This window comes from Tannerella forsythia (genome assembly GCF_001006485.1).
GTDB lineage: Bacteria > Bacteroidota > Bacteroidia > Bacteroidales > Tannerellaceae > Tannerella > Tannerella forsythia.
Genome location: NZ_JUET01000076.1, coordinates 102,016 through 125,435, shown reverse-complemented (window position 1 = coordinate 125,435; position 23,420 = coordinate 102,016). Strand labels below are relative to the sequence as shown.

The following is a 23,420-nucleotide window of genomic DNA, read 5'->3' as shown; positions in this document are numbered from 1 at the left end:
AAACATTATCCCGAACTCACGCAATTTTTTATTTCATATAAAAGGAATTAAACGAATGCGGCTTTAAAGTTGCAACTAAAAATTTAGCTCCTAATTGTATTGTCAACTTCCGTGGCTCATCATTAAAGTTACCTGCCACTACCAAATATTTATTATCTGAAGTTAGAAAAACCATAGCGGGTAATTTATCATCACCTTTTTCTTTGTACTGTAACACCTTTGTACCGGAAGTTACTTTATCACTAAAATGTCTCACGGCATAATATTCCGGAGTATAAGTTACCGCCTCGGTTTTAGAATCCACATGAATCAGAGCATTCTGTTTCCATCCCCATCCGCTTGTACCCTCGTCACACAATATCGCATTCCAAAATGTATACTCTTCACAACCATTTCCTAAATAATGATTTATCAAATTAAACGTATGCTCCGCCGCTTTCCAGTCAAAAGTCCCCGAACCGCATTCGTTTTCTGTCTGCATATATTTATAATGAGGATATTTTTTACGAATATCAGGCAAAATCTGCCCCCCCCACCATTGAAATCCTAAACCGTCCACCGTTTTATGCATGCGAGGGTCAGAGAGAATCTTGTCGACTATTTCAAAACGATTTGTGTTAAGCGTTCCCAGATAAAGAGAAACGTCGGGATGCCGTTTCTTTAATTCCGGAGCTAAATACTCAACATTAAAACGAATGATTCCTTCCGGAGTCCATGCACAACCCGGATATATGGTAAACGCCCATGGCTCATTCTGGAACATCACCTTTGTTACAGGAATATTTTCATCCTGATAAGCGGAAATGAATCTGCAAAAATAATCGGCATACGTTCTCAAATAACGTGTATCCTGAATAAAATAGTCATTCACGGCAAGTTGCTTGGGGTAGTAAGCATCATTTCTCTCCGTACTGTTCTCATGAAGAATAACATTGGATAAAGGAGACATCTTATTCACTTTATCATTACTGAGAATCGAATAATAATGATTTACTTTCATCCACGAGGGGGGCGACCATGGAGAAATCCAGAAAGTCATATTCGGATTATAATGCAGTGCTTTTCTTATGAAAGGTATAATCGTTTTTTTATCGCGATCGATATTAAAATATTTCAATTGAAAATCGCCGTCAACTTCATCGCAACTATACCAGTCGCGGGCATAGTCATTAGCATTCATCGGGATGCGCCCCATAGAGAAATGCAATTCTCCATCGGGTGAGAACAGTTTGCTTAAAATGGCGTCCTGTTGCTCAAGAGATAACAGGTTAAGTGCATCCCATCCCAATTCATTAAAACAGGTTCCCCATCTTTTAAATATTTGTATACTTTCTGCTCCTGTGACCTTCAATATCGGAGTCGTTTCACTCTTCGATTGTAACTTTATCTTCGTCTCTTTCCATACATCATTCTCTGTACTGCAAAACCATGTATAAGATTGAGCATACAAGTTAGACACACTCATTGCCAGGCAACTAAACATCAAGATTCTTTTTGAGAATCTTTTCATACTTCTTTTTTCCATTTCAAAATCAAATAAAATTGGACAATTTATTACTTAATTAATAGTAGGATAGCCGGGATTTTGTTTCAGGTTAGGGTTCGTTTGAAGAACAGTACGTGAAAGAGGAATCCACATGGTGTGTTTATCCGCGTCCGGTTCTTTATCCCACCAAGTCCCGGAATTATAAACTCCAAATCGGCACAAGACACGCCTTCGCTGTCCTTCACCTATAAATTCCCGTCCCCATTCATCCAGCAACTCTTGTTTGGTAATTTGGCTGCCGTCTTCATTATATAAACTCGGAGACCCTTCCGGATAATACCTCTTTCTAACGGTGTTAAGCAATTTGGCGGCAGATGCTCGTTCTCCTTTATTAAATTTTATTTCCGCCAGATAATAATAAATTTCTGCTAGGCGAATCACCGTGTAATCAGATTCTATTTTTGCAGGATCGTCCGACCTGTAGATAGGATACTTAACCAGACACCAGCCGGAATTCTGGTCACCGTAAGGCATTGCCGATTTGGGAGTCTCTTTGCCGCTGGAAGGTGCGGGCGAAACACTCAATGTATCCGTATCTTGGAAGATACCTACTTGGTCGCGGATATACAGTTGATAAGCATCATTATCCGAGCGCACATATTTTGTTTTTCCGTCCGGAGTAGAATAATCCAAAGTCCCGTACAAGAATAATCCTTCGCGTTTTCCTTTTCCCAGATTTCGATATTTCTTCAAACGTACATCATCCGGATAATTCATGAATTTACGTACAGGTTTTCCATTATCAAATGTATATTCCCTGCCTTCCAAATCCAGTCCCGGTTGCAAAGCATACTTCGGATTGCACCGTCCCCAATCTGTAAAGCCGAAATACGGTGCCGACATGAAAGGCGCCACATACCAATGCATATTTCCCGTATATGCCCAATGAGCCCCTCCGTAAGAGCTGGCAAAGGCATAAATCACCTCATCGCATTTATCATTATCCCAATCAAAAGGAGCGTCCCATCTGTCGGCTATTTGGTAGTAGCCATATTTTCCGTTGATGATGTCTTCACAAATCTTTTCACACTCGGCACTTTTATCTTCATCAATCCACCACGAAGCATTCATATAGAGCCGGGCCAACAATGCTGCCGCTCCGGCCTGATTCCATAATCCTTGATCAGGCCCGTTTCCTCCGCTTTTCGATTTGACACTCAAAGTAGGAAGAGCCTCCAAAAGTTCTTTCTCAAGGAAAGCAAAGGTCTCTTTGGGCGTAGATTGATGCGGCAGCTCGGAACTCGGATATTGGGTCACAAGCGGAATGTTATGCATTACGTCAAAAAGCGTCATATACATCCATGCCCGTAAAACCCGCTGTTGTGAAATGAAATCATTGAATTCTTGTTCCGAATAGCCTAGGCGAGTAGGGTTTAGTTTCGAAAAGTCGGATATCACCGAATTACACTGAATGATGCCCCGATAAGCGTCTTTCCACATGTTGTTGACAAACCAGTCGTCAATGGTCCAAGTATGATAATGAAGGCGGAAATAAGCTCCTCCGTCATACCAATGCTCTTCTCTCTGCACTATCATATATTGGTCTGCCGAAAGCTCGCCGAACAAGTATGAACTTCTGGAGCTCAACCAATATGCATGTCCGAAAGGCCGGACAAAGCTTTGAAGCACGTTCTCCTTCGTTTGGTAAAATTCATCTTGAGGAATAATGCTGTATGTGTTTTCAGACAAATCAGTACAGCCTGTTGTTGCCAAAAGGCCTAAACCGACCCATATTTGTTTTAAACTTATTCTTTTCATAATGCCATATATTAAAAGTCAATTTGAACACCTAATAAAAATTGTCTTGAAGAAGGATAATAACTTATTTTGTTGGCAGACACTCCCGGCTCCATTCCATTTACTGCGAATGTATCCATATCCAGCCCCTTATATCCACTGATGGTAAATAAATTACGTGCAGTGCAATAAACGCGTACTTTCTTCAGCCACTTCGAATTGACGTCATAATTATATCCTAATGTAGCGACATCCAGCTTTAAGAAATCACCATTATGCACAAAATAATCGCTATGTACATTTTTTCCGGTACTTACGGCACTGTTTTCTTTATATGCTGATTTTAAAACATTCGTGTTAGGTGCGGCCGATTGCAGCCCGTAGTACAAATTATGGGTATCATAAATCTGGAAACCGAAATTACCACGGAAAAACAAGCTCATATCAAAGTTCTTATATCTGAAAGAATGAGTCATCGACATTGTAAATTTAGGCAATCCGTTACCTACTACACGCTTGTCCTCATCGGTACCTTTATTGATAGGAATGACGTCACCGTTTTTGGAACGGATCAACCATTGGCCTTCATTATTGACACCTGCATATTCGAACGTGTAAAAATTACCTATACGTTCTCCTTCCTCAATGCGCTGAACTGGTCCCGGGTCTCCCGGATAAGTGGGGAATGAACTCATCCAATAAAAAGACTGTCCTTTATGCATCTGATTGGAAAAGGAGACAAAACGATTATTGGAGGTGGCGCCGACAAATCCGATGGTATAACCCGTTTTTTGTGTCTTGACCGCATTCCAAGTCAAATCAATCTCCAGACCGGAATTCTTCATCGTACCCACATTCACAAAAGTGGTAGGAGTGCCATTGGGAGGGAGAGACACATTATAACTGCCCAACAAGTCGGATTGTCTTCTCGAATAATAGTTCATGCTTCCCGTCAAGCGCTGATTGAAAAGGACGAAATCGACGCCTATGTTCCAGTTCTTGCCCTTCTCCCACTTTATATCAGGATTGGGATTAGAATTGAACGACCATCCCCGAATGTATTGTCCTTTATAAAAATTCAGGTCATAACTCCCCATGGTGGCCAGAGACTGGTAACTGTCAAATTCCTGATTGCCCGTCACGCCATAATCTCCCCTGATTTTCAAATCATCAATCCATGTCAGATTTTTCATAAATTTCTCTTCGCTGATTCTCCATCCCGCCGATACGGCCGGAAAAGAGCCCCACTTATTGTTTTTTCCGAATTTGGAAGATCCTTCGCGACGCAATGAAAAAGTCGCAAAATATTTGTCAGACAGGTTATAACTGATACGCCCGAAGAACGCTATCAACTTTGAGTCATTCTTATACGAGCCCATGCCTAAACGCCCGATTGCCGCGCTGTTATAAGAGCCTGCCCCCAAGTTGTTATACGACAGCAGATCGGAAGCAAAGTTCTTGTTTTCCGCATTGAAACCCGAGTTTTCGAAGTATTGATAAGAGTATCCTCCCATCAACTTCAAATGATGGTTGTTTTTGTCGAACATATAGTTCACCAACCACTCTAAAGACTCCTGTTTATGTTTATCATAACTTTTGCTGGCTTCTCCTTTGAAGCCTTTCTGCTCCGCACGGGTAGAAGTCGAGGGGCGGAAAAAGAAATTATCATAATCTATAATCTGTTGGGCCAAAGTAACCTGCGTGCTGAGATAATGAGCTTTATTCTGACACAATAAAGGGAGTAGATTCAATTTGAAAGTCCCGTCCCAGTTTAAGATTTTCCCCTTACCGCCATGTTCTTCCAACTTCAACGTTTCCACAGGATTGTAAGTATCCCACCCTGTCAGTTTATAATACTTATTGGGCTCTTTGGGATCCATCACGGGAATAGTCGGATTCACGGTCAGGGCTGTCCAAAAAGCGTTATAGTCCGAGTGCTCATAATCAATTGTTCGCGGAGCTACATTTAATACGATGTTATATAATTCAGACTTAGAGGTATGATTCAAACTGAGGCGTGCGCCTATTTCTTTTTTGGAAGAACGTAAATCGATACCCTCGGAGTTTTTCACATCCACCGTGCCTTTATAATTATTCTTTGAGTTTCCTCCGGTCACTTGCAAAGTATGACTATGCGATATGCCCACTTTTGTGATTTCGTCGAACCAATCCGTATTGGCCCCGTAATCATTTCCGCGATTATATTTTCTAAACTCATCTCCCCCCAGTACTTCCAATTCTCTAATCGGAGTGGCAACATTCACAAACCCCGAATAGTAGGTATGGATATTACCATCCATAGAGCCTTTCTTTGTGGTGATGACAATTACTCCATTGGAGCCGCGGGTGCCATAGATGGCCGAAGCCGCGCCGTCTTTCAGTACATCGATGGACTCGATATCGTTTTCATTCACATTGTCAAGACTTCCACCGGGGACACCGTCGATGACAATCAATGGGCCTAAACCGGCACTACGCGAGGAAACTCCGCGTATTTGTACGTTTGCGCTGCTGTTAGGATCCGCCGAAGCCGTATTATCGATATTCACACCTGCCACTTTTCCCTGAATCTTCATAGCAGGATTGCTGTTGCCAATCTGCAACATATCCTTGGCCGATACGTGCGAAATGGCACTGGTCAGTTCTTTCTTCGAAACGGAACCGTAACCTATCACCACCACTTCGTCCAAGAGTTTGGTGTCGTCTTCGAGCACTATGGAAAAATCTTTCCGGTTTCTGACCGGAATCTCCTGTGTCACGTAGCCGATGTACGAGATCTGAAGAACAGCCTTCTCCGGCATCTCGAGCGAAAAACGCCCGTCGACATCGGTGATCACGCCGTGGCCTGTGCCTTTCTCCACAACATTGGCGCCGATCACCGGCTGCCCTTCGGCATCAACCACTTTTCCGCTGATACGTCGCGAAGCCTGAGTAACCGATTGTTTAGCGGCCTCTTGTTTGTCTTTCGAAAGGACGATATAAGAACCGTCGATCCGATACTTGATACCGGAGTTACCGAACAATTCCTGCAATGTCTCCCGAATTCCCTGCTGACGTACATTGAGAGAATACTCGCGCTTGATGTCTACATCGCCCGAGTAAATGAACAAATAGCCGGACTGAGATTCGATTTCATGAATAATCTGTTCGAGACAAACGTTGCTTTTCTCAAGCGAGACTTTGTTCTCCTGCTCCGACAATACGCCGGCATGTATACTACCGGAAGCCAGTAAAAACGATAGCACAAACATGTTCGTACATCGGAACAGGTTTCTGAATAAAGGATTCCGTTTATCCGGATTCTTCGATAAATGTTTTTTTGCCATATTGTTAAATGTTTTTTATGATGGAATTAGATATTTAGCATGAATTTTCAGCGAATGTAAATGACCGACTCGGATTCGTCACGTTCAAACACATAACGCTCTTCTTGTTGAAGCAGACGCAATATATTTTCCATTCCGTCCGATATGCGGAACTTACCGCTGAAAACCTTCCGCCTGATCCGGTCATTTTCGATCCGGACAGTAATGCCGTAACATTTTTCAAGGCGAGACATCAGTTCTTCAAAGGGAGTGTTCCGGAAGCAAAGCAGCCCTTCGCGCCAGCGGTAACTTTCGTACTCATCGATCGCCGTCACTGACAGCCGCCCATTTGTTTCGACAGCTTTCTGATTCGGTGCCAGCCTGATGGAATGAAGCGGATCGTCCGCAACCGTAATTTCAACAGCTCCCTCCATCAAAGCCGTAGAGAATGATCTCGAGTCAGTATACGATTCGACATTAAACTTCGTACCCAGCACGTTGATATCGTAGCGTTCGGTATGCACGACAAAAGGATGACGGGCATCGTGGGCGACCTCGAAATAAGCTTCGCCATTCAGCTCTACCTCGCGAACGTCGTCCGAAAAATACGAAGGATAGGTAATAACCGAACGAGCATTGAGCCACACGTTCGTACCGTCCGGCAGACGAAGATTCGCACGTTGCCCAGCCGGAACGGTAAGCGTATGCCTTTCCGATCTGACTTCGTTCACCTTCGCCGAGTAAACCGAGAAAGCTATTCCGGCAACTACGGCCGCCACAGCGACAATTTTCAACAGCTCCACTCCTATTCTGCGATAAACTCTCCGTTGTTTTTCAACACGCAGGATAGATGTTTCCTCTTCGTTTTCTGACAAGATCAGCGCGTCGAAAAATGCACGTTCGGATATCAGTTCCTTCATGTGTTCCTCCGATTCGGCCAGCCATTCCTTGACTGACCGTACCTCTTCAGATGTAGCCGTTCCGTCGAAAAAACTATGTAACGTTTCGCGTTTCATTCATTATCGTTTGTGTATAAAGCAAACGTTTAGGCATAAACCCTAAATAAAATCAAAAAAAGTCGATTCATCTCTTCTCAACAATATACATCTGCGCTTCGGATAAGAAAGAAACGTTGATTCAGAATGGAAAGCTTGATTTTTTATCCATAACGCTTGAAAGCAGGCGGATTTTTATGTAAATTTGCAGAGCAAACCATAAAACGACAAAAGACACGAATCATATGAATTTTACGAAAGTAAAAGATATCGGCGATGTTCGTCAGGCTATAAAAGAAGCCTTGGAGCTTAAGAAGAACCGTTTCCAATATCAAGAAGTGGGCAAAAACAAGACGGCATTGCTTATTTTTTTCAATAATAGCCTGCGTACTCGACTAAGTACACAGAAGGCTGCTACTAATTTGGGTATGAACGTTATCGTGCTCGATGTCAATCAGGGAGCGTGGCGGCTGGAAACCGAACGGGGAGTAGTAATGGATGGTGACAAAAGCGAGCATTTGCTGGAAGCCATTCCCGTTATGGGGTGTTATTGCGACATCATCGGGGTACGCTCGTTTGCGCGTTTTGAAAATAAGGAAGACGACTACAGCGAAAAAATTCTTCAGCAGTTTATTCGCTACTCCGGCCGACCGGTCTTCAGCATGGAAGCCGCCACGCGCCATCCTTTACAAAGTTTTGCCGACCTGATCACGATTGAAGAATATAAACGTACAGAACGTCCGAAAATCGTGCTGACTTGGACGCCGCATCCGCGCGCATTACCGCAGGCCGTGCCCAATAGCTTTGCCGAATGGATAAATGCCGCCGGATACGAACTCGTCATTACGCATCCCGAAGGATACGAATTAGACCCGCAATTTGTCGGGACTGCCCGGGTAGAACATAACCAACGCAAAGCTTTTGAAGGAGCCGATTTTATCTACGCTAAAAACTGGGCGGCATACAAAGACCCGCATTACGGAGAAGTGCTCAGTACCGATCGTTCATGGACGGTCGATACCGAAAAAATGGCACTGACCAATCAGGCATTTTTCATGCACTGTCTGCCTGTGCGCCGTAATTTGATTGTAACCGACGAAGTGATTGAAAGTCCTCAGAGTCTTGTTATTGCACAAGCAGCCAACCGCGAGATTTCGGCACAAACCGTACTCAAACAGATGTTGGAAGACTTAAAATCAATCGCTTAGGCCTGTCCCGGCGTACCGATTGGCGGAATGAGGTTGCTGAATGCATCCGTGTTCGTGCCTCCCCCGCTTTGCTGCTGCTCTTCAAACTTGCGGATATTATCCTGCAAGGCATAAAGCAAACGCTGTGCATTGTCGGGGGTAAGAATAATACGGCTCTTAACCTTCGCTTTAGGAGCACCCGGCATAATCTGGATAAAGTCGAGAATAAACTCGGATGACGAATGTGCCACTATCGCCAGATTAGCATATGTGCCCTGTGCCATATCGTCCGTAATTTCTACTTGTATTTCATTCGGTGCAGGAGAATTTTCCATTATAAACGTTCATTTGATAACGGGACAAAAGTACATACAATTTTGCAGGAACGGAAAATATTGCATAGATTTGTGCGATTATTTTCAAAAAAAGAACAAAAAATGAGAACCAATATATTAGTTGTCAGCCTATTGCTCGGATCGTTTGTTGCAATATCGCAGACGCGGGTCGAGAAAAAAGTGGCCATGAAAAGCAACGGATACGGAGTGACTTACGCTCTCCCCAAAACGTCGCTTATCGTAACCGCTGAAGTGACGAAAGTAACTTGTAAGGCCGGACCCTACTATAAATACGCAGAAAAATATCTGGGGGTAAAAGACGCCGTGACGAACGACCATGTATATTATGAATTGGGAAAAATCTATTTAGAGAATAAAGGCGTACCCGACGAAGAAAATACCTATACGATCGAATTCAAATCGAGAACTGTTGCGCCATACGTCTATCTGACCGAAGACGGCCTGATGTGCTCGATTAACGCTGACTATACCCCAGCCGAATCGAATCTGAAAAATACGAAGCACGAAGCGCAAGCAGCAGAAACGACCGACGTAACCGCCGTAATGACCGAGGAACTGCTTATGGCCGGCTCCGTAACACGACAGGCCGAAGTAGCTGCCAAACAAATCTACCGGCTGCGCGAAAGCAAGATGGATATTGTTTCGGGAGAGGCCGATAACATGCCCCCCGATGGTGAAGCTATGAGACTTGTGCTGCAACAACTTACCGATCAGGAGCAGGCACTGACAACACTCTTTATCGGTCGCCGGCAGCGTAAAACGACTTTTCATGAAGTACGCATCGTCCCACAAGACGACCTCAATAAAGAGGTGTTATTCCGTTTCTCGGAAAAACTTGGCCTCTTAGATGCCGACGATTTGGGCGGACAACCCGTCTACCTGAGTCTGCATGCCACAGAACGTGCTCCGGAACTTGACCCAAAAGAAGCCGAGAAGAAAGAAAAAATGCTGAAAGGTATTGTATATAACGTGCCGGGCAAGGCACATGTCGAGATTGAAACGGGTACGAAGAAACTCTATCAGGGCGAGGTGCAGATCGTGCAGTTCGGTACTCGCGAAGGGCTGGCTCCGGTGATGTTTGATGACAAGAAAGCCCCTGTCAAAGTCTTTTTCTATCCCGAAACCGGAGCAATTAAACAGATTATTCAATAAAGTCAACTGAATTAAACAATATACAATGTATAACTATATTTAAAGTAATTAATTATGATTTTTAAAGATCACCCTAAAGGGCTTATCGGAGCTGCGCTGTCAAATATGGGAGAACGATTTGGTTTCTACATTATGATGGCCATTTTGACACTATTTATTTCTGCTAAATTTGGATTGTCAGAAACACAAACAGGTTATGTTTATTCTGCATTTTATGCCTCCATCTATCTTTTGGCATTGGTAGGAGGACTTATTGCAGACAGAACGAAAAATTATAAAGGCATTATTCTTATAGGCTTAATCTTAATGGCTATAGGTTACCTTATTATAGCCATTCCTACTCCTACTCCAGTACCCAACCTCACTCTTTATTTAATTATCACATGCCTGGGATTGTTAGTTATTGCTTTTGGTAATGGTTTATTCAAAGGGAATTTACAGGCGATTGTCGGACAAATGTATGATGATCCGAAATATGCCAGTCAAAGAGATGCTGGATTTCAAATTTTCTATATGTTCATAAATATCGGAGGCTTTTTTGCTCCTTTTATAGCTATTGGGGTCAGGAACTGGTGGTTAAAGGTTAACAACTTTGACTATAATGCTGAATTGCCTGAGCTTTGTCATGAATATTTAAGAAAGGGAGACTCAATGGCAACAGAATCATTAAGTCGTTTAACAGAATATGCCAATTCAACCTATCTTACAAAACCTGATACCCTAATTGACTTAACAAATTTCTCAAACAACTATTTGGAGGTGTTTAACAGAGGTTTTCAATATGCTTTTATGGCTGCTATTGTAGCAATGATTATTTCAATAATCATCTACCTATTCAATAAAGCCAAATTTCCGGATCCCGCTTTAAAAGCAAAAAATACTCAAGGAACTATAACCAAAGAGGAAATAAAAATGAGTGCAAATGAAATCAGACAACGCATATATGCCTTATTTGCTGTATTTGGTGTAGTCATATTCTTCTGGTTGTCCTTCCATCAGAATGGGTACTCTTTGACATATTTTGCCAGAGACTATGTAAATCTGGACATTATTAATATTGATCTGGGCTTTACGCGAATTAAAGGTGCAGAAATTTTTCAGTCTGTAAATCCGTTCTTTGTTGTAACATTAACTCCATTAGTGATGTGGCTTTTTGGTGCTTTGCGAAAAAGAGGAAAAGAGCCATCCACACCGATGAAAATTGCTATAGGTATGGGGATAGCATCAATCGCTTATATTTTTATTATGATTATTTCATTGGCTTTACCGGCAAAAGAATCTTTAGGAAATATGAGTTTGGAGGCCATTCAATCTATGCGAGTAACACCTTGGATATTAGTCGGAATGTACTTCATCTTAACTGTAGCCGAATTATTTATTTCTCCTCTCGGATTATCTTTTGTATCTAAAGTATCACCGCCTCATTTGCAGGGATTAATGCAAGGAGCATGGCTTGCAGCAACAGCAATAGGTAATGCGTTGTTATTCATTGGGGGGATATTATATTCTTCGGTTCCTTTGTGGATATGCTGGTTAGTTTTTGTGGCAGCAACAGGTCTGTCAATGATTGTTATGTTGAGTATGGTCAAATGGCTTGAACGGGTGGCGAAATAAAAAAAACAACCGCTCAAGAAACAACAAGAAACGCCAGTAAACTTTTGGGAAAGAAAAATGAATCTCTTCAATGTAAAAGACATGAAAAAAATGATGTACATCCTTGCGGCGTGCCTGATGGCATGGATTGCAATGCCGCAACAAACCAGTGCGCAGACGTTGCGTGGAAACAGTAATCAGCAGATTGGCAGCATCAGCTCCGACGGCGTGATTCGCAACAAAAGCAATTCGCAGGTGGGTAAGATCGAATCGAACGGAACCATCCGCGACCGTAACAATGCACAAATCGGTAAAATTGAATCGGATGGGACAATTCGTAATGCCAGCAATTCAAAGGTTGGGAAGGTCGAGTCCGACGGCACAGTACGTAACGAAAACAACACAAAAATCGGTAAGATCGAGTCTGATGGTACGGTGCGCAACAAGAACAATTCGAGCATCGGCCGGGCTTCGGGAGTAAAAAAAGAATGGGCAGCAGTCGCTTTCTTTTTCTTTGATTTTTAAAAAAGCAAAGAGAGTAAATCTTCGTAAGAGGGGGGTGTGTCAAAACGCAATGTTTGGGCACACCCTCTTTAGGTGTGTATGCATGGGTGAAATGCAAGACGCTAAGGATGAAAGCGAGGGAGCATACAAACGTATATGACCGAGTTTACATTCCGCAAGCAACGAAGCCGTTCACCCGTTATGTACGTACCTTTTATATTTTATCCTTAAAAAGAGGGACTCCCTGTCTGCGAAAAGCGATGGGTGAAAGCCCCTCATGTTTTTTGAAAAATTTTCCGAAGGTAGACTGATCAGGAAAATACAGTTCGTCCGCCACTTGCTGTACACTTGCACGGGGTGCTTTAAGCAAGATTTTCGCCTCGAGCATCAAGGCATCTTGAATCCACCGGCTGGCCGACTTGCCGCTCTGCTCCTTCAGCACTAACGAAAGATACTGTGAAGTGATACAAAGTTTATTCGCATAAAACGAAACCTCATGTTGTTCCTTACAATGCGTGGAGAGCAAATCCAAAAAATCGGCAAACAGTTCTTCTTTGCGGCTCAATGTGGGGGGATGCAACGTTTTTTGTTTATCCAGATAAATATCTCCCAAATCCATCAGGAACAGATGTAATGCCATATTGACCAAGCCTTGATAGAAAAAGTGCTCAGGTTGTCTGATTTTCTCACAAAGAAAGTCCAAACTCTTTCCAATCTGCTGAAATCTTTCAGAATCGAACTGTTTCAGCGGATGTTTTTTTAGCTGCATATACGAAATCAACGTCGACGGATGTTTTTCTTTCGATTGTGAGAGTGTATCCAAATACGACGTCGAAATCATCAGAAGCCATACTTTCAGATCTGGGCTGATGCGTTTCATTTGCGTAATATGTGTCGGGAGTATAACCATAAGCCCGTAATCCGATATGCTGTAATTCACATAATCGACCTGTAGCTCCATGCTACCGCTTGTAACCCCGATAAAAAGCAACGCATTCATGCGTGAAGGAGCTCTTAGATAATGCTGGTAAATTCGCCCCGCCCGATCGTTGCGAGTGGCATAATCGTGATCATAATGCATGACCAGAATATCATTTTGGAAAACATCGGACGAAACGACAATGTTCCCCAACCTTCTTACGGTATCTTCAAAGATACGAGGCATCCGCTCTTTTCTTAGTAAACGGAAGCGAAGATACTACTTTTTTTCCATATTTTCTTTTTTCACCCATATTTTTTCCACTTTTCCGTCATTCGCTTTCCCAAATATTCGATATTGACTAATTTTCTAACAGATTATCCCTTTTCCATCCATGACGGATCCACTACTTTTGTCATCAATATTTATGGAATCGTTCGTTATTACTAAACACGAAATATGATGATAAGAAATATGAAATATATTCTTCTGTGGTTGTGGCTCGGAGGGTCGGGACTTCCGGCAAACGCACAGAACAGTCTTTCGCAGCAGCATACCGATACCCTGAAGATCAAACTCGAGCAAGCGATAGAAATCGCACTGGCCGAAAATCCGACGGTCAGGGTTGCCGGACAGGAGATCGAAAAGAAACAATATGCTCGCAAGGAGATGATTGCGCAGTTATTTCCTCAGCTGTCCGGATCGGCAGGCTATACGCGCACTCTTAAGAAGCAGGTAATGTATATGGGCGGAGGCGATGACGATGGCGGAGGATTCGCTGCCATGCTGCTGGAACCGATCATTGGGCTGACCAAACCTCTCTACGAGAAATTAGGCATGGATATGCCGCAACTTCCCAAAGGCGGCAGCGGTGGAAGATCGAACGAAGGTATTGAAGTAGGATTGAGCAACAACTGGTCTGGTGGATTTAACCTTTCGCTGCCCCTGTTCGCCCCTACCCTGTATAAATCCATTCAACTTTCGGCCATTGATGTGGAGTTGGCCGCCGAAAAAGCACGAGCCTCCAAGCTGGACATGGTGAATCAAGTATCGAAAGCATACTTCCAGCTCCTGCTGGCGCAAGATTCGTATGAAGTATTAAAACAAAGCTACAGGCAGGCACAGGATAATCTGGAGAATGTGACAAATAAGTTCAGGCAGGGACTCGTGTCCGAATACGACAAGATACGTGCCGAGGTACAGGTACGCAACCTCAATCCCAACCTTATTCAGGCACGGAATGCCGTAACATTGACTAATCTCCAGTTAAAGGTATTGATGGGGGTCGATGCGGGTTTCAACATCGTCGTAATGGGCAAACTCTCGGATTACGAAGCGGATCTGTACGCCGACTATATGCATATCGATACCGCACAGTTGGCCTTCAATTCTTCGCTCAAACAAATGGATTTGCAAACCGAGATGCTGAAAAAAACCTGCGAGATGGACAAAGCGGCTTTCCTGCCGAACGTGTCGCTCTCGGCCATCTATCAATGGACGGCAATGAACGAAAATTTCAGGTTCCGTAATTACCGGTGGAATCCCTACAGTTCCGTCGGAATCACTGTTTCCGTTCCACTCTATACCGGCGGTCGGCGGCTCTACAAAATGAAACAGACAAAGATTCAACTGAATCAGATGAACTGGAACCGGACGAATCTTCGCAGAAACCTGAATATGCAGGCCAAAAGCTATCTGAACAACATGCAGCAGTCGGTCGAACAGCTCGCCTCAAACAGGGAGAATGTGAATCAGGCGATGAAAGGCCGCAGTATCGCTCAGAAGCGATACGATGTAGGTAAAGGCACGATCCTTGAATTGAACGATTCGGAAGTGGCGCTGATGCAATCGCAATTGACCTACACACAGTCGATCTACAACTATCTGGTAGCTAAAACAGACCTCGACCTGATATTGGGAAAAGAAACAGAAATCAAGTAAAAATATAAAACGATAGATGTCAATGAAAAAGAAGATATCAATGAGAAAGAGATACCAATTAGCAGCCCTTTGCCTTACAGGACTGCTGAGCGCCTGCTCCGGAGGCAGCAAAACACAGGAGATAAAAGACGAAAAGCCGAAAGTGAAACTCGCTTCGGTTACGACACGACCGGTCGATCAGGTTCAGGAATATACGGCAACGGTACAGGCATACGCAACCAACCATATCGCCCCTTCTTCGCCTGTGCGCATCGAGAAAATATACGTCGAAGTGGGCGACCGCGTCGGCAAAGGGCAGAAGCTGGTACAGATGGACGCTTCCGGTCTGAAGCAATTGAAACTGCAATTAGATAATCAGGCGACGGAATTCACGCGCATCGACGAATTGTATAAAATCGGCGGTGTCTCCAAATCGGAGTGGGAAGCCTCGAAAATGACATTGGAGATGCGTCAAACGTCATACAAGAATATGCTCGAAAATACGGCGCTCGTAAGTCCGATCAGCGGCGTGGTAACGGCTCGCAATTACGACAGTGGCGACATGTATGGCGGAGGAACGCCGGTGGTGACCGTCGAGCAGATCATGCCCGTCAAACTTCTGATCAACGTTTCGGAGAGTTATTTCACACGGATAGCCAAAAACTCGACTGTCAGCGTGAAATTCGATGTGTACGGAGAAGAAGAGTTTGAAGGAAAAGTAAATCTGCTCTATCCGACCATCGACCCGACCACTCGCACGTTTGTCGTTGAAATACGGCTCGACAACCGCGACATGCGCGTGCGTCCCGGGATGTTTGCCCGCGTAACGCTTAACTTCGGCACAGCCGATCATGTCATTATCCCCGACAAGGCGATCATCAAACAAGCCGGTTCGGGCGAGAGGTACGTCTATGTCTGTCAAGACAGCGTCGTTTACCGACGGGTCGTTCAGCTCGGACGACGCATGAACGACGAATATGAAATAGTATCAGGTATCGACCATGATGCCCGCGTCGTGATCAGCGGACAATATCAGTCGTCCATCAAAGACAGCGTCAGGGTAGAGGTCGTGCAGTAAACGATTAATTAATACGCCGGCGCAGGAAAAGACATCCTTCGGTCGGTACCCCAAAAAACAATTATTATGAGTCTATACGAAGGAGCGGTCAAAAGGCCGATAATGACTTTTCTTTGCTTTATAGCGATCGTGATTTTCGGATTATTCTCCCTGTCGCGATTGCCGGTCGATCTGTACCCCGACATTGAGACGAACACGATCATGGTGATGACGGCTTATCCCGGCGCCAGTGCGTCGGATATCGAGAATAACGTCTCGCGTCCGCTGGAAAGCGTGCTGAATACGATCGGCAACCTGAAGCATATCACCTCCCGATCGTCGGAGAATATGTCGCTTATCCAAATGCAGTTCGAATACGGTCACGATATTAACGAACTGACGAACGACGTGCGCGACAAGCTCGATCTGATCAGTTCGCGCCTGCCCGACAACGCGGAAACGCCCGTGATCTTCAAATTCAGTTCGGACATGATCCCGATTCTTATCCTGTCGGTACAAGCCGAGGAGAGTCAGCCGGCGCTTCATAAAATTCTCGACGACGGCGTTTCCAATCCGCTGGCGCGTATCCCGGGCGTCGGGACAGTCTCCGTTGCGGGTGCACCCAAGCGCGAGATACAGGTCTATTGCGACCCGAACAAGTTAGAGGCCTGTCATCTGACCATTGAAACGATCAGCGCAGCCATCGGAGCAGAAAACCGAAACATACCGGGAGGAAACTTCGATATCGGAAACGAAACGTATGCGTTGCGTGTCGAGGGCGAGTTCAAGGATGCCCGCCAGATGGAAAATATGGTAGTCGGATCGCGCAATGGCGCCAATGTTTACTTGCGCGATGTGGCGCGAGTTATCGACACGGTAGAGGAGCGCGCACAGGAATCGTTCGCCAACGACAAACGCGGAGGAATGATTGTCGTGCAGAAGCAGGCCGGCGCCAACACCGTCGACATTGCCCGTAAGATATTGAAGAAGCTGCCCGAACTGCAAAAGAACCTGCCTTCGGATGTGAAGTTAGGCATCATCTGGGACTCGTCCGAAAACATTCTCCAGACGATCCAAAGCCTTACGGAAACGGTATTGTTCGCGCTGCTCTTCGTGGTGCTCGTCATCTTCCTGTTCTTAGGACGCTGGCGCGCTACGCTGATCATCTCCGTAGCCATTCCGTTCTCGTTGATCGCATCGTTTATCTATCTCGCTATTACCGGTAACTCGATCAACATCATCTCGCTTTCGTCGCTCTCCATCGCCATCGGAATGGTGGTAGACGACGCCATCGTGGTGCTCGAAAACGTCACGACGCATATCGAGCGAGGCTCGGCGCCCAATCAGGCGGCTGTTCACGGAACGAACGAGGTAGCCATCTCCGTCGTTGCTTCTACGCTCACAATGATTGCCGTATTCTTCCCATTGACGATGATCACGGGTATGACCGGCGTATTGTTCAAACAGTTGGGTTGGATGATGTGTACGATCATGGTCGTATCGACCGTAGCGGCGTTAACGCTCACACCGATGCTCTGCTCGCGGTTATTACGTCTGCAAAAGAAACCGTCGAAACGGTTCCGTACGCTTTATCGCCCCATACGGCAGGTACTCGATAAGCTCGATGTGCAGTATGCCCGGATGCTGGGATGGGCGGTACGTCACCGCAAAACGATGGTTCTCTTGTGCGTCGCTTTTTTCGCACTCAGTATGATCTTCGCAGGGCAAATTCATTCGGAGTTTCTCCCCATGCAGGACAACGGCTACATCACTACCTCGTTCGAGCTGCCCGTAGGCACGCGTAAAGAGGTAGCCCGCGAGCTGGGAGCGAAACTGTCGGAAGAATGGCGAAAGAAATACCCCGAGATACAGGTATGCAGCTATTCCGTAGGGCAGGCCGACTCGGACAATATGTTCGCCTCGATGCGAGATAACGGATCGCATATCCTCTCGTTCAGTTTCAGCTTGTCGAATGCCGAAGACCGTGAGCGGTCGATGGTTGAAATCGCCGACGGCATGCGTGAAGACCTGAAGGCCTATCCCGAATTTACGAAAATAAGTATCGTTCCCGGCGGTCAAAAAGGAAGTATGGGCGGACAGTCGACGGCCGACTTCGAGATTTACGGCTACGATCTGGCTACGACCGACCGCATCGCCGCGGAGCTGAAAGAAAAACTGCTCAAAGTAAACGGAGTGTCCGAAGTTAACATCAGCCGTGGGGACTACTTACCCGAATATCAGGTAGACTTTGACCGCGAAAAGCTGGCCATGCACGGACTCAACCTCTCCACAGCCGGTACCATCCTGCGTAACCGCATCTACGGCTCCATCGCTTCGCGTTACCGCGAAGACGGCGATGAATCCAACATCGTGGTACGCTACGCTCCCGAATTTCGCACCAATCTGGACGACATTGAGAACATTCTTCTCTATAATAATCAGGGGCACGCCGTACGCGTTCGCGATGTCGGCACGGTGGTTGAACGTTTTGCACCGCCGGCCATCGAACGCAAAGACCGCGAGCGTATCGTCACCGTCTCGGCCATCCCTTCCGGAGCGGCGCTCGGTACCGTGGTAGCCGAAGGGAAAAAGATCATCAATGGCATGGAGATTCCGCCCAACATTAAAGTGCAAGCGGCCGGCACGTTCGAAGATCAGGCGGAAGCGTTTACCGATCTCGGAATTTTGGCTGTGATAATCATTCTGCTTGTGTTTATCGTAATGGCGGCGCAATTCGAATCGCTCACCTACCCGTTCATCATCATGTTTTCCGTACCTTTCGCGGTGAGCGGCGTACTGATGGCCTTATTCCTGACGCGTACCACGCTGAGCGTGATGAGCCTCCTGGGAGCGATTATGCTGATCGGGATCGTGGTGAAGAACGGGATCGTGCTCATCGATTACATTATCCTGTGCCGCGAGCGCGGGCTCTCGGTCATTACCTCGGTGATCACTTCGGGAAAAAGCCGCTTGCGCCCCGTACTGATGACGACCATGACGACGATTCTCGGGATGCTTCCGATGGCCATCGGCTCCGGACAAGGCTCCGAGATGTGGCGCCCGATGGGGGTCGCCGTAATCGGCGGATTAACGGTCTCTACCTTGCTTACGCTGTTGCTCGTGCCCGTCCTTTACTGCTCGTTTGCCGGTGTGGGAATAAAACGCCAACGGCGCAAATTACGCAAATCACGTGAGTTAGACGTATACTATCAGGAGCAAAAAGACCGGATTATTAAAACCAAGCAAACAAGATAACGTATGAAATCGGTATTGATAACATTCGATCAGGCGCATTTCGAGCAGATCATGGCCGTACTCAACCATCTCAACTGCCGGGGGTATACACGCATCGAACAAGTACAGGGGCGAGGATCGGACAAGGGCGAGCCGCACTTGGGATCGCACGCGTGGCCGGCCATGAATTCGGCCATCCTCTCGGTGGTCGACGACGACAGGGTCGCTCCGCTGCTTGAAGCGCTGAGGGCTATCGACGCCCGCTCGCCTCAGTTAGGCTTACGCGCCTTTGTCTGGCACGTGGAGCAAACGATCTGACGAACACACCCCTTCAAAGGGGGGGAAGAGCGGAGCGAAGGGGGGATGTTATCCCTTCAAAGGGAGGAATGCAGTGCGGTCAGCCGTCAGCAAACAGCGTGCGGTATGCCGTGTAGGGGCGAACCTCAGTGTTCGCCCTTTTTTTGTGTGGTGTCGGGGTTTCTCCGAACGCAAATGGCGCAAATGGACGCGAATAACCCCCTCTTGTCATTCCGAACACCGTGAGGAATCCCGCGGGGTAAAGGAAAGGAGATTCTTCGCTTCGCTCTGAATGACAAATTCAGTTGTTAATTGTCAATGGTTAATTGTTAATTGTTATGCGTGGTACACGCCGAATCATGTATTTAGAAAATAACCATTGACAATTAACCATTGACTATTCATTTCAACGTTCGTCTATGGGCCTCGGGCGGTGAGCCGACGGAGCAGCGAGCGGGGCGAAAGAAAATCAGGCTGTCCGAGCGAAGCGAGTTACCTGATTTTCCGACCTGCGAGCCTCGCGAAGTCGTGCGAAGCGCACGAAGCCTTGACCTTTTGGTTACTTTTGGGTCAAGCCAAAAGTGACAAAAAAAAGAGATTCTTCGCTTCGCTCTGAATGACAAGGTAATTGTTAATTGTTATGCGTGGTACACGCCGAATCATGTACCCAGCAAATAACCATTGACAATTAACAATTGGAAAACAGCCCTGAAAGGGCGTAATAATTCAGCCCAATGCGTAGCGAAGCGAAGCGTTGGGAAACAGGGCAACCCCCTCGGCGGAGGGCTGAAAGCCTGAATGAATATGGATTATGTACCCGGTATAACAATTGACAATTGAATTATGTTATGCCGGGTACACGGTGTCCCGAACGCAGAGGAACATCCCCCCATCCCCCCCTTCAAAGGGGGGAAGAGCGGAAGCAAAGCGTTGAGGAAAAAGGCATCGCATCTCGGCGGAGGGCTGAAAAGCCTGACGTAACCATTGTCGTACATTCGCACGTCCATTATTAATGGTAAACGCCGAACAATGTATCGCGTAATTTGGGATAAAGACGGCCTCTCTTCTTTATGTATAATCCGTCAGTACGGGATGATACGTGCGGCAGAAGTCTCGGACGGCCGCCTCTGTCACGGTAATGGGATGCGTCATAAGCAGCAGAGGGACGGGGCTGCCTCCTTCGGTATAGGGCGGCTGCATGTAATGATGGGCGTTTAGCGCAAACCCCAGCCTTTGGTAGAAACCGACGCGCCGGCGTTTCATCTCGTCGGTCGGAGGTTCTACTTCGAGCCATACGGGAATGTCGGACTCGGCAACGAACGTTTCGAGTACCTGTTTTCCGTATCCTTTCCCCCGCAGTCCGGGTAACGTGGCCAGATGCTCAACGTAGCGCACGTCGTCGAAATGCCACCACAGCAACAGTCCGACGAAGGCGTCGTTGTCGGTCACAACCTCGAAATGATAGGCCGCACGTTCCATCACCTTGCTTTGCGGGTGCAGCGTCCGCCGCTCGTCGGCCGGAAAAGCGCTTTCGTACAATTCCCACGTGCGACTGAAAAAGGGATGCCGCGTATCGGTTATACGAGTGCGTGTCATCATTGCGAAAGCCTCCCGTTCCTATACATTATATATATAGCTGTCAAATGATCCTTCGGCCGCGTTTCAGATAACTCTGCTCCACGTAGTGGATAAAGGCCTGATTAACGAGCCGCGTGCCGCCCGGCGTCGGGTAGTCGCCCGAAAAATACCAGTCGCCCGGGTGATCGGGACATGCTTCGTGCAGTCCGTCGAGGGTCTGGAAAACAATTTCGATGCCGGCATGGATATCTTTCCCGCTGAGCATCTGCGCCATCTTATCCGAGATGTCTTCGTCGGTAAAGGGCGCATAAATGTCTTTCACACAGTTGACGATCGAGTTTTCCGGTTGCCCCTGCTGCTGTTTAGCCTTGTTGTACGTGTCGATGATGACGTGTTCCATGCCCCGGCTGATGAGCAGCTCGATAGCCATGCGAAAAGCGATGAACTCGCCCATGCTCGACATGTCGATGCCGTAGTAATCGGGGTATCGGATTTGCGGCGAAGAGGAAACGACAACGATCTTTTTGGGATGCAGGCGGTCGAGGATGCTGACGATGCTCTGCTTGAGGGTCGTTCCGCGCACGATGCTGTCGTCGATGATCACGAGGTTATCGACGTGAGGCGTGATGCTGCCGTAGGTAATGTCATAAACGTGTGCAGCCAGATCGTTGCGGGTATTTCCCTCGGCGATAAAGGTGCGCAGTTTGATGTCTTTGAGGATCACTTTCTCGCTGCGGATGCGTTGCGCGAAGATTCTCCGTATTTCTTCCTCGCTCAGCGAAGCGCCTCTTCCGGAAAGCTGTTCGGAGATGAGCCGGTCGAGGTGTTTTTGCAGTCCTTCCATCATGCCATAGTAAGCCATCTCGGCCGTGTTGGGGATGTAAGAAAAGACCGTATGTTCGATGTCGCAGTCCACCTTTTTGAGGATGGAGTCGACGAGGTTTTCGCCCAGCCGTTTGCGCTCGCGGTAGATATCCCTGTCGCTGCCGCGCGAGAAGTAGATACGCTCGAACGAGCATGCGCTCAACGGCTTCCGGTCGAGGAGCTGCACAGTCCGCATCTCGCCTTTGCGGTTTACCATTAGCGCTTCGCCGCGTTGCAGTTCTTTGACGTCGTCGGCCTGTACATTCATCACGGTCTGTATGACGGGACGCTCTGAGGCGGTGACGATGATCTCGTCGTCGGCATAGTAGAAGGCGGTACGGATGCCCCACGGATCGCGAACGGTAAACGATTCGCCGCTTCCGGTTACGCCGCAGATCACGTAGCCGCCGTCCCATGTCGAAGCGGCTTTCCCAATCATCTGGGTCAGGTCAATATTTTCTTCGATGGCGCAGGTGATTTCTCTTCCCTGCATACCTTCCGCCTCATATTTGCGAAAGAGACGCTCGGCTTCGCGGTCGAGCAGATGGCCGAGTTGCTCAAGGATAAAGTAAGTGTCGGCGTATTGCCGGGGGTGCTGACCCGTAGCGGTGATTTCTTTGAAGATGGAGTGCACGTTCGTCATGTTGAAGTTTCCACACAGAGCGAGGTTACGTGCCCGCCAGTTATTGCGACGCAAAAACGGATGGATGTACGAAAGCCCCGACTTGCCCGTCGTGCTGTATCGGAGATGTCCCATATACAGTTCGGCAGCAAAAGGCAGGTTAGCCTGCGCGAACTGTGGATCGTTGAGCCGCTCGGCAGGTATTCCTTTGTAATGGCTATACACCGTGTCGAAAATCTCGGTGATCGCATCGGTGCCTACCGCCCGTTCGCGAAACATGTATTCTTCGCCGGGGGCAGCCTCGAACTTGACGCAGGCGAGACCCGCTCCGTCCTGTCCGCGGTTATGCTGTTTCTCCATGAGGAGATAAAGTTTGTTGAGCGCATACATCCATGTGCCGTATTTGCGGTGATAGTATTCGAGCGGCTTAAGCAGCCGTATCATTGCTACGCCGCACTCGTGTTTTAATGTTTCCATTCCGTTATTTGACTGCTTGTTGAAATTCGGCGCAAAGGTAGTGATTTGAATTGTTATTTGCTTATGGAATATCGTCT

16 protein-coding genes are annotated in these 23,420 nt (G+C 46.8%); 8 read left to right on the top strand and 8 right to left on the bottom strand.

The annotated features are described in order from the left end of the window. Nucleotides 1–28: 28 nt before the first annotated feature. The 4 genes from Tanf_RS07010 to Tanf_RS06995 form a co-directional block, all read right to left on the bottom strand. The gene (locus Tanf_RS07010) at nucleotides 29–1,510 is read right to left on the bottom strand and encodes a glycoside hydrolase family 30 protein (protein WP_080948587.1); all 1,482 of its coding nucleotides are present in this window, start codon (nucleotides 1,508–1,510) and stop codon (nucleotides 29–31) included. Between the two features lie 48 nt (nucleotides 1,511–1,558). Beyond that, entirely contained in the window at nucleotides 1,559–3,304 is a 1,746-nt protein-coding gene (locus Tanf_RS07005) for a RagB/SusD family nutrient uptake outer membrane protein (protein WP_041590902.1), read from the bottom strand. Nucleotides 3,305–3,315: 11 nt separating this feature from the next. Then, complete coding sequence (locus Tanf_RS07000; RefSeq protein WP_052449042.1) at nucleotides 3,316–6,534, bottom strand: SusC/RagA family TonB-linked outer membrane protein; 3,219 nt, start codon at nucleotides 6,532–6,534, stop codon at nucleotides 3,316–3,318. 122 nt (nucleotides 6,535–6,656) lie between these two features. Continuing rightward, the gene (locus Tanf_RS06995) at nucleotides 6,657–7,604 is read right to left on the bottom strand and encodes a FecR family protein (RefSeq protein ID WP_046825358.1); all 948 of its coding nucleotides are present in this window, start codon (nucleotides 7,602–7,604) and stop codon (nucleotides 6,657–6,659) included. Between the two features lie 224 nt (nucleotides 7,605–7,828). On the opposite strand from Tanf_RS06995, the gene Tanf_RS06990 reads away from it, so the two are divergent. Continuing rightward, entirely contained in the window at nucleotides 7,829–8,791 is a 963-nt protein-coding gene (locus tag Tanf_RS06990) for an N-acetylornithine carbamoyltransferase (RefSeq protein ID WP_046825357.1), read from the top strand. On the opposite strand, the gene Tanf_RS06985 is transcribed toward Tanf_RS06990, so the two are convergent. Beyond that, nucleotides 8,788–9,105, bottom strand: a complete 318-nt coding sequence (locus Tanf_RS06985) for a DUF3467 domain-containing protein (protein WP_046825356.1) — start codon at nucleotides 9,103–9,105, stop codon at nucleotides 8,788–8,790. The two genes, Tanf_RS06990 and Tanf_RS06985, sit on opposite strands and share 4 nt — an antisense overlap. Nucleotides 9,106–9,207: 102 nt before the next feature. On the opposite strand from Tanf_RS06985, the gene Tanf_RS06980 reads away from it, so the two are divergent. The 3 genes from Tanf_RS06980 to Tanf_RS06970 all read left to right on the top strand — a co-directional run bounded on the left by Tanf_RS06980 (nucleotide 9,208) and on the right by Tanf_RS06970 (nucleotide 12,396). Next, complete coding sequence (locus tag Tanf_RS06980; RefSeq protein ID WP_046825355.1) at nucleotides 9,208–10,278, top strand: DUF4831 family protein; 1,071 nt, start codon at nucleotides 9,208–9,210, stop codon at nucleotides 10,276–10,278. A 57-nt stretch (nucleotides 10,279–10,335) separates the two neighbouring features. Then, nucleotides 10,336–11,892, top strand: coding sequence for a peptide MFS transporter (locus Tanf_RS06975; RefSeq protein WP_046825418.1), 1,557 nt, complete (start codon nucleotides 10,336–10,338; stop codon nucleotides 11,890–11,892). An 81-nt stretch (nucleotides 11,893–11,973) separates the two neighbouring features. Then, nucleotides 11,974–12,396: a 5-fold beta-flower protein gene (locus tag Tanf_RS06970; protein ID WP_046825417.1), complete on the top strand. Its 423-nt coding sequence runs from the start codon at nucleotides 11,974–11,976 to the stop codon at nucleotides 12,394–12,396. 193 nt (nucleotides 12,397–12,589) lie between these two features. Here the strand turns inward: Tanf_RS06970 and Tanf_RS06965 are convergent, their stop codons facing one another. Then, nucleotides 12,590–13,540 (bottom strand): helix-turn-helix domain-containing protein, encoded by a 951-nt coding sequence (locus Tanf_RS06965; protein WP_046825354.1) that lies wholly within the window; start codon nucleotides 13,538–13,540, stop codon nucleotides 12,590–12,592. Nucleotides 13,541–13,768: 228 nt separating this feature from the next. On the opposite strand from Tanf_RS06965, the gene Tanf_RS06960 reads away from it, so the two are divergent. The 4 genes from Tanf_RS06960 (at nucleotide 13,769) to Tanf_RS06945 (ending at nucleotide 19,823) form a co-directional block, all read left to right on the top strand. Continuing rightward, nucleotides 13,769–15,235, top strand: coding sequence for a TolC family protein (locus Tanf_RS06960; protein WP_046825416.1), 1,467 nt, complete (start codon nucleotides 13,769–13,771; stop codon nucleotides 15,233–15,235). A 40-nt stretch (nucleotides 15,236–15,275) separates the two neighbouring features. Beyond that, on the top strand, nucleotides 15,276–16,292 hold the full coding sequence (locus Tanf_RS06955; protein ID WP_046825353.1) for an efflux RND transporter periplasmic adaptor subunit: 1,017 nt from the start codon (nucleotides 15,276–15,278) through the stop codon (nucleotides 16,290–16,292). Between the two features lie 66 nt (nucleotides 16,293–16,358). Next, nucleotides 16,359–19,526: an efflux RND transporter permease subunit gene (locus Tanf_RS06950; RefSeq protein ID WP_046825352.1), complete on the top strand. Its 3,168-nt coding sequence runs from the start codon at nucleotides 16,359–16,361 to the stop codon at nucleotides 19,524–19,526. A 3-nt stretch (nucleotides 19,527–19,529) separates the two neighbouring features. After that, nucleotides 19,530–19,823, top strand: coding sequence for a PG0541 family transporter-associated protein (locus Tanf_RS06945; protein ID WP_014225912.1), 294 nt, complete (start codon nucleotides 19,530–19,532; stop codon nucleotides 19,821–19,823). 1,047 nt (nucleotides 19,824–20,870) lie between these two features. Here the strand turns inward: Tanf_RS06945 and Tanf_RS06940 are convergent. Both Tanf_RS06940 and Tanf_RS06935 read right to left on the bottom strand, forming a co-directional pair. Next, complete coding sequence (locus Tanf_RS06940; protein ID WP_046825351.1) at nucleotides 20,871–21,401, bottom strand: GNAT family N-acetyltransferase; 531 nt, start codon at nucleotides 21,399–21,401, stop codon at nucleotides 20,871–20,873. Between the two features lie 40 nt (nucleotides 21,402–21,441). Beyond that, a complete protein-coding gene (locus Tanf_RS06935; RefSeq protein WP_046825350.1) occupies nucleotides 21,442–23,343 on the bottom strand; it encodes an amidophosphoribosyltransferase in 1,902 nt (633 codons plus the stop codon). Nucleotides 23,344–23,420: the final 77 nt, after the last annotated feature.